The organism is Salinispira sp., assembly GCF_059431795.1.
Genome location: NZ_JBXWXS010000010.1, coordinates 23,691 through 31,941 on the forward strand (window position 1 = coordinate 23,691; position 8,251 = coordinate 31,941).

Genomic DNA, 8,251 nt, shown 5'->3' on the forward strand with positions numbered 1-8,251 from the left:
CCGGACCTCTATTCCCGGATGATCTCAAAACTGTGGGTGATTTCTGCAGATTTTTCCAGCATTACCGCCACAGAACAGTAGGAATCCACAGCCAGGTCCACCGCCCGTCCGGTCTTATCCCTATCCAGCTCTCCGTAAAGCCGGTAATGCAAATGTATTTTCGTGAACGGGGATGGAACCCCATTCTCCCGTTCCGCATCCACATCAATCTTACAGTCCTTCAGAGTCATCCGCTGTTTTTTGATGATCGAAACCAAATCCATGGCGCTGCAGCCCGCAAGACCTGCAAGGACGGTCTCCATGGGCCGCATTCCCTTGTTTTCCCCGCCCACTGAGGGACTGCCGTCAATATAAAGCGAGGCTCCGCTTTCGTTGCGGGCTTGAAAATGCACCGCATCATTCATTCGTTCCAACTGTATTTTCACTTTTTACTCCAGACTACCAGTTCTCACACGAGGTTACCCCCCATTCCATGGGGGCCCGCCACCGGACAATACAACCCGGCGAAGTCCATCGCCGGAAAACTCAAGCCGGCAATTACATTCCCATACATAGGCCTACTCGCGCCGTATATCCTGCCTGTGCCCTGCATTGCTGCGGGGTTTCTGCTGAAAACATGAGCGTACTGCTAATAATTTCTCCTATGATAAAAATTGCCGGGAATAATGTCCAGAGTAAACTTGAGTAACAAACGTGATATGCTTATATTAGTCAAATGCGTATATTCACCACTGAAGAGATTATCGGAAACACACCATTGGTACGGCTCCAGAAGCTGTACACCGGAGAGAACATCATTGCATGCAAGCTTGAGGGAAACAATCCCGCAGGATCCGTGAAGGACCGGCCGGCACTGCAAATGATCGCAGATGCGGAACAGGCGGGCAGAATTCAACCCGGGGATACCCTGATAGAAGCTACCAGTGGAAATACGGGGATAGGACTCTCCATGGTTGCGGCCGTCCGGGGCTACCGAATGGTGTTGATCATGCCCGAGCATATGAGCAAAGAGCGGATTGCCCTGATGAAGAGCTATGGTGCAGAGGTGATCCTCACTCCGAAAGAACATAGCATGGAAGGTTCCATCGACCGGGCCAGGGAGATGGAGGCAGCCGGTGAGGGGGTTATCTTGAATCAATTTGGCAATCCTTCCAACCCGGAGGCCCATTACCGGACGACCGGGCCCGAGATCTGGCGGGACACCGACGGGAAAGTCACCCACTTTGTGGCATCAACCGGTACCACCGGTACCCTCATGGGGACATCCCGTTTTCTCAAAGAACAGCGGCAGAATATTCAAATTGTGGGCGCCCGGCCCGACAGTCAGGGCGGAATCCCGGGTATTAGAGCCTGGCCCCAGGAATATCTTCCGGATATTTACGAACCCAGCCGGATAGACCGCAGCGAAGAGGTTTCCAAAGAAGAGGCGGAACGTACCGCACGCATGCTTGCCTCCCATGAGGGGCTGTTTTCAGGAATCTCAAGCGGTGGAAATGTGGCTGTCGCCATCCGGATCGCCCGGGAACTGGAAGAATCGGGAGTAAAGGATGCCCTCATAGTTACCATTATTTGCGACAGAGGTGACCGATATCTATCCACCGGAGTGTTTCCCGCCTGAAATCCCGCTAAAAACCGCCGGCGGGGGTCAGAAAAACAGAAACGTACCAGGGGTTTTCCCGATTGCCGTATAGGTAACTGAACTCGGCCCCCAGCTCCCATGCTGTGCGGGCCAGGGCTCCTCCATTCATAACGAATTCCATGCTGGGTGCAGCAAAGCTTGACTGATTCACGCGTCCTTCATCTTTCAATATATTATCCTGAACAGAGAGCCTGTGCCCCCCTTTGATCTTCAGATTCTGAAGATAGACAAGACTGAAAATACCCGTATTCAAAGGTATCTTCTGTCCCATGCGCAATTCCCCAAAGGCATAGATCTTCCCACCCGACTCGGCGGAAGCCGAAAAGCCCGGATGAACACTGTAGTTCCGGTCAAAACCCAGGCTCACACCGGGAATAAGCGCTCCGGCGGGACTCACATCCGTGGACTGCTCTACAGAAACCGCCGAAAAGAGGCGAAGCCGGGAGTACATGAACGGCAAGTCTCCTTCAATATGCACGGCAGCATACCCGGTGGGGGGAAGAAGATCAGATTCGGAAAAAATTCCCAATCCGGATAGCCGGCTTTGAAAGCCCGCGGGTCCACGGGAGTCGAGGGGATTATCCCGAATACTGCCATAGCCCAAAGAAGCGAGTATGGGAATTCGCCAACCCCTGGATTCCCACCCGTAAGGGCCTGCATTCTCAACAGGATCTTCATCAAACTGCTGGATAAATTCCGACTGGAGTTCCCAGCTGATGTTTCTCCAAATTGGATAGAGACTGATTCTCTGGGATGCAGACAAGGATACCGATAGCTCCCGGCTGTCTCCCTGCAGTTCACCATCAATTATTGGATTATAGATTCTCCAATCTCTGAAACCCAGACGAAAAGCCACCGGAAGGGAGAAAATCCCCAATTGAACATCCGCGTGCAGGAAGGGCTGATCGTAGAGATACTGAAGATTTGCCGTAAGGCTAAATGCGGATGTGGGATCCTCGGTGCTGAAGCCTGCACCTCCCCCGGTAATCAGCGCTGAATCTTCAGACCCGTTGAGCACCCGGGGATTGAGGCTAAGCAACGGATATCTCAGCCGGGGGGTGAAAATCCAGGGCAGCACGACGTAAGGTTCAGGGCTGAACTCAAGGGATTGGTCTGCGGGGAACAGGTTTTCCATGCCGCCATAGCCCTGCTCAGCGACTGTGGAATTGCCGCTCCCCTCAGCATCCCAGAAGGATTCCAGAGCAATCCAGCTGTATTCCAGCTCCGTGAGTTGTTCAATGGAAGACTGTCTTTCGGTGGAGTTGATGTTCATGTGGGAGTCGGCTTGGAAAACTGTGTGAGAGTTCTGGCTGGAGTTCTGGCTGGAGTTCGTCAGTCGGGCGGGATGGAGCATCAGACGCTGCCCGGGGCTGAAATTCCCAACATAGGCGATTCTTTCCCCCGCAGCGCCCACCGGGTATTGAACACCTCCGCTAATGCTCTCCTGCTGGATCCGCAAGGATTTACCGGGGGTGAACACTCCCAGCTTAAAAAGGCTGAAATCGTTATCATAAATGAAGTACAGAGATTCTTCATCTCCGGAAATATTGCGTATTCCCCGGAGAGGGATGCCGGTTTCAAGGACCTCAACCGAGCCGTATTCTGTACGCCGGGCGATGCGGTTTTCTCCACGCTGCTGAATCAGGAAGTAAATGTACTTTCCCATGGGAACGGGCATGGATGGAATCAGCCCGGGAGTGCCCTCCAGAAGGGTTTCGATCCTCCCGTCCGTATCGACCCGAACCAGATCTCCCGAGTATCCCCGGGGTCGGATGCCCAGAATGCTTCCCGTCCGGGGATCCCGAACCGCTTCCAGAAGGGACAGATTGTCTTGACCGGGAAACAACGGGCCGGGTATGGGACGGCCATTTTCCAAGGAGAACGATTTCAGGATTGCACGGAACTGTCCTTCCGAATCCCTGCGGTATGTGCTCACCAGCACCTCGTCCCCGTGGACGGCAATCCGGTTAGTAAGGTTATCCGACGGAAAGATGGATTTAATTTTCAGAGACTCGGGTGAAGGAAGGGCGGCTTCAAGAGCGTCGGGATCTTCCCACTCCAGCTGATATACCCGCTGACTGCTTGAAAACAGTATTCCTCCGGGGTAGGTGGCGGTTGCCCCGATAACCCGGTACTCGGCGTCCAGCACCCGGTTGTTAATGAATACCGGTGATTTAATGGAAATCCAGGAGCGAAAATCCTGCCAAACGCTTTGAATTGGTTGGCCGAACGCCTTGCTGAAAGCCCCATCGCAGAACAGGCCATCCTGGTACAATTGTCCGGTTCCCAGAAGATTCCAGAATTCTGCATAGGCATCCCTTCCGTATTCTCCAATGAGGTATCGGGAGAACCATCCCCCGTAGATATACCACGCACCGGAAGGATAGGCTCCCCGGATCCCGTTGCTTTCCATGGGACTCATCATTCGGTTTTCCAGAATATCCTGCTGAATTACCGATGCATATGGAGTGTCGTCGGCTCTGCCGTACCCATCGACGCTTTCAGCCGCAACGGTTACCCCCTCAACAAAAAACGGCGGGGCTGTGAAATATGCGGGGGCGACGACATCTCCCAGAAGGAATTTCCCCACACTGAAAAACGGAGATCTGAGAGTTAGGGAAACCGCATGGGTTAATTCATGGAGAAACAGCTTCCCCAGCGGATCATTATAGCGGGCGAAACCGGTGGATGGAGAAAGCGGAGCTTGAAAGAGTCTGATCCGCTGTGATGGGAAAATGGTAAAAGAACCGTTAAGAAGATCGGTGTCCGGGGTGATTACCACGGGAAATCGCCTGAATCCAGTGTCTGTGTTGAGGTTCTCTGCCACCCACTCATACATGTTGTCTGCAATTCCAGCCAGGTATTCCGCCGCATCCGCCGATTCGGGAGGATAAATGAACAAAAAATGCCGTGTCTCCAGTTGGAGCAACTCTACGGGTCCAGAATACAAATCCCCGTTCACCGGGGCTCCCGGCCAAATCAAAAGTAGAACAATAATACACAGTCCCCGCTGGACGGCACTAAGGGGGCTTTGGAAAAATTGATTTTCTGCTCGGAAGTGCAGCATGAGTCTTCCTCCTTGTGGGGCAATACACGGCGCCGCTGTAATAATCCTATATTGAATGCCCCAAAGAGTGTGGAAACTGCTCCATTACAGTACTGGCCCACCCGGCTGAGACGAAACCATGCCGATCCACACAGCAGATCAGCAAAATTGAAAACGATAGGATGGATTTCACGACATTTTTCGTCTATTTCCTGAAGCTTTCACCGATACGACTGAATTCCACACTCTTTGGGGCATTTTCATTAATATACACCGGGTGTGGGTATTTTTGTTACCCATGAACCCTTTATAGGTTTATAAGATGTAAAAGGTGTTCTTACGTGCCTCCTAAATTTCCTTTTTGTATGAAACATCCTTTGAATCGGCTGAGGCGGTTTTTGCTCCTTTTCACCGCCGATACCTTTTCCTTTTGCGGATCGCATGCCCTGAGCCAGCATGCGGTCCGCGTTTTTTTAAAAATGTTGCAGAGTCGCCGTATGATGGGTAATATGGGATATACCCGAGTTTTTTTATTATTCTTTTCAAATCATCTCACTGGTGCTATCCGGTGATATTCTAAAAGGAGAATTCATGCCCTATTCTGATACATTTGGTGTAAAGCAGAGTCTGAGTGTCGGGGGGAAACAGTTTTCATATTTTTCCCTTACTGAGCTTGCGAAAAAGTATCCTCAGATTTCCCGTTTCCCTTACAGCATAAAGGTGCTATTGGAATCGGTTCTGCGAAATATCAATGAAAAAGAAGTTACCAGCGATCATCTGAAATCATTTCTCAATTATGATCCCCGAAAGCCCAGTGATGTTGAAATTCCCTACACCCCGGCGCGGGTTCTTCTCCAGGATTTCACCGGTGTGCCATGTGTGGTGGATCTGGCTGCACTGCGGTCCGCCATGGCACGAATGGGGGGAGATCCGGGGCGCATAAATCCCCAGTTGCCGGTAAATCTCGTTATTGACCATTCGGTAAGCATCGATTTTTATGCCCACCCTGAAGCGTTTCGGAAAAATGCTGAACGGGAATTCCAAAGAAACAAGGAACGCTATGAATTTCTCAGATGGGGACAGGGGGCTTTGGAAAATTTCCATGTTGTGCCCCCCGCCAGTGGAATTTGTCATCAGGTAAACCTGGAATATCTGGGAAAAGTGGTTCAGCATAAGCAAGACGGGGGAGAAAATTTTGCTTATTTCGATACCCTCGTGGGTACCGACAGTCACACTACCATGATCAACGGATTGGGTATTCTTGGATGGGGTGTGGGCGGAATAGAGGCCGAGGCGGCAATGCTTGGTCAACCCATTTACATGCTTGCACCCCCGGTCGTTGGGGTGAAACTGACCGGCGATCTTCCCGCGGGAACCACGGCCACCGATCTGGTGCTTAGGGTTACCGAGCTTCTCCGTGCCCACGGAGTTGTGGGGAAGATTGTAGAGTATTTCGGCCCCGGTCTGGATGTGCTTTCGGTTCCTGATCGGGCCACCCTGGCAAACATGGCTCCGGAATATGGTGCCACAGCCGGATTTTTCCCTGTGGATGCCAAGACTCTGGAATATATGTATTCCACCGGTCGGGATGAAGAACTGATGGAATTGGCTCAATCATACACCAGAGCCCAGGGAGTCTACCGGGAAGAGGGGCAGCGTGAAGACGATGTCCGTGACTATGAAGCAATTCTTGAACTGGACCTTGGAAGTATCGTTCCCGCAATCGCCGGGCCTAAACGACCCCAGGACAGGATTGAGCTCAAATCTGTGGCTCCGGAGTTCAAGCGGCTCATGTCCGCCCCCATCAAAGATGGCGGTTTTGAAGAGAGCAGTGAGTCCGTACGGACAAAGGCTAAGGTCACTCTGGACAGCGGAGAAGAGGTAGAACTGACCCATGGAGATGTTGTTATAGCTTCCATTACCAGCTGTACCAATACCTCAAACCCCTCAGTACTTATGGGTGCCGGATTATTGGCGAAAAAGGCCGTGGGAGCCGGACTGAGTTCCAAGCCCTTCGTGAAGACCAGTTTCGCCCCCGGCTCAGTGGTGGTAACCGAATATCTGAAAACTGCAGGTCTCATGCCGTATCTTGAACAGTTGGGCTTCCACCTGGTTGGCTACGGCTGTACAACCTGTATAGGGAATTCCGGCCCTCTTCCCGAGGCTGTAAGCAAAACTATTCAGGAAAACAATCTCGTAGCTGCGGCCGTACTTTCGGGAAATCGGAACTTTGAAGGCCGGGTGAATCCGGACACCCGGGCGAATTTTCTTGCATCACCTCCTCTTTGTGTGGCGTATTCCATCGCCGGAAACATGAATGTAAATCTTGACAGTGAGCCCCTGGGAACCGGAAAAGACGGTAAACCTGTGTATCTGAAAGATATCTGGCCCACGAAAGAAGAAATTGATGAGTATGTGGCAAGGGCCATGAACAGGGAATCATTCCAGGAAAGTTACGGCGGCATCGAAACCAGTAACCCCCAGTGGAATGCCATAGACTTGAGCTCATCGGAAGTGTATGGCTGGAAAGAAGATTCCACCTACATCCAGGAACCGCCGTTCTTCGTAGATATGAGCACCGAAGTTTCTCCCATCGCTCCGGTAGAGGATGCCAGGGTTCTGGTGAAAGTTGGTGATTCGGTTACCACCGACCATATATCGCCTGCAGGTGTAATTGACCCGGGCAGTCCGGCGGGTAAATATCTGAAAGAGCAGGGGGTCGGCTATTTTGATTTCAACTCTTATGGAAGCCGTCGAGGGAATGACCGGGTTATGACCAGGGGAACCTTTGCCAATATCCGGCTCAGAAACCAATTGGCACCGGGAACCGAAGGCAGCTGGACCACCCACTTCCCCGATGGAGAGAAGGTCAGCATTTTCGAAGCAAGCCGAAGATACAAGGAAACAGGAACACCCAGCATTGTCTTGGCGGGCAAAGACTACGGAATGGGTTCCAGCCGGGACTGGGCGGCCAAAGGGGTATATCTTTTGGGCGTGAAGGCGGTTATCGCCGAAAGTTTTGAGAGGATTCACCGGAGTAATCTAATCGGTATGGGAGTTCTCCCGTTAATGTACAAAAATGGTGAAACTGCCGAAAGCCTGGGATTAAGCGGGGAAGAGAAATTCAGCATTCAAGTTGATGATTCAGTGAAACCCAAGCAGGATATAAAGGTGACTGCGGTTGATCCCTCAGGTGGGAAAAAGGAATTCACCGTAACCTGCCGGATTGACAGTTCAGTTGAGGTGGAATACTTCAGGAATGGTGGAATCCTTCACACGGTGCTCAGGAATTTCGTTAAAAACAGTTAATAATGCCCCAAAGAATGTGGAAACAGCCTCAGCTGCCTCCAGCTTGCACCTCCGGATTGCCCATCCGGAGGTGCAGTTAGCCCGGAAACTGTTACGCCGCAATAAACTTCGGTACATACCTGCCAAGCTTCCCTCCGGGAATCTTCCACTTCATCCGCCAGGTTTTCTCCATCTCACTGTCGATGTTCAGTTTGCTCAAAAACGGCCTGCTGGACATCCTCTCCAGCAGGATCTCATTCAGCCTGCTATGTTCCATT

Annotated in this window: 4 protein-coding genes; 2 read left to right on the forward strand and 2 right to left on the reverse strand. The window is 51.8% G+C overall.

Going from position 1 to position 8,251, the window contains the following annotated elements; translation table 11 throughout:
- Nucleotides 1–8: 8 nt before the first annotated feature.
- A complete protein-coding gene (locus tag AC52PS_RS03230) occupies nt 9–425 on the reverse strand; it encodes an OsmC family protein (RefSeq protein WP_495561596.1) in 417 nt (138 codons plus the stop codon).
- A gap of 290 nt (nt 426–715) precedes the next feature.
- Between AC52PS_RS03230 and cysM the strand changes: the two genes are divergently transcribed.
- A complete protein-coding gene (gene cysM / locus AC52PS_RS03235; RefSeq protein ID WP_495561597.1) occupies nt 716–1,618 on the forward strand; it encodes a cysteine synthase CysM in 903 nt (300 codons plus the stop codon).
- 7 nt (nt 1,619–1,625) lie between these two features.
- On the opposite strand, the gene AC52PS_RS03240 is transcribed toward cysM, so the two are convergent.
- Entirely contained in the window at nt 1,626–4,706 is a 3,081-nt protein-coding gene (locus AC52PS_RS03240) for a hypothetical protein (RefSeq protein ID WP_495561598.1), read from the reverse strand.
- Nucleotides 4,707–5,276: 570 nt separating this feature from the next.
- Between AC52PS_RS03240 and acnA the strand changes: the two genes are divergently transcribed.
- A complete protein-coding gene (gene acnA, locus AC52PS_RS03245) occupies nt 5,277–7,994 on the forward strand; it encodes an aconitate hydratase AcnA (RefSeq protein ID WP_495561599.1) in 2,718 nt (905 codons plus the stop codon).
- The last annotated feature ends 257 nt before the right edge of the window (nt 7,995–8,251 follow it).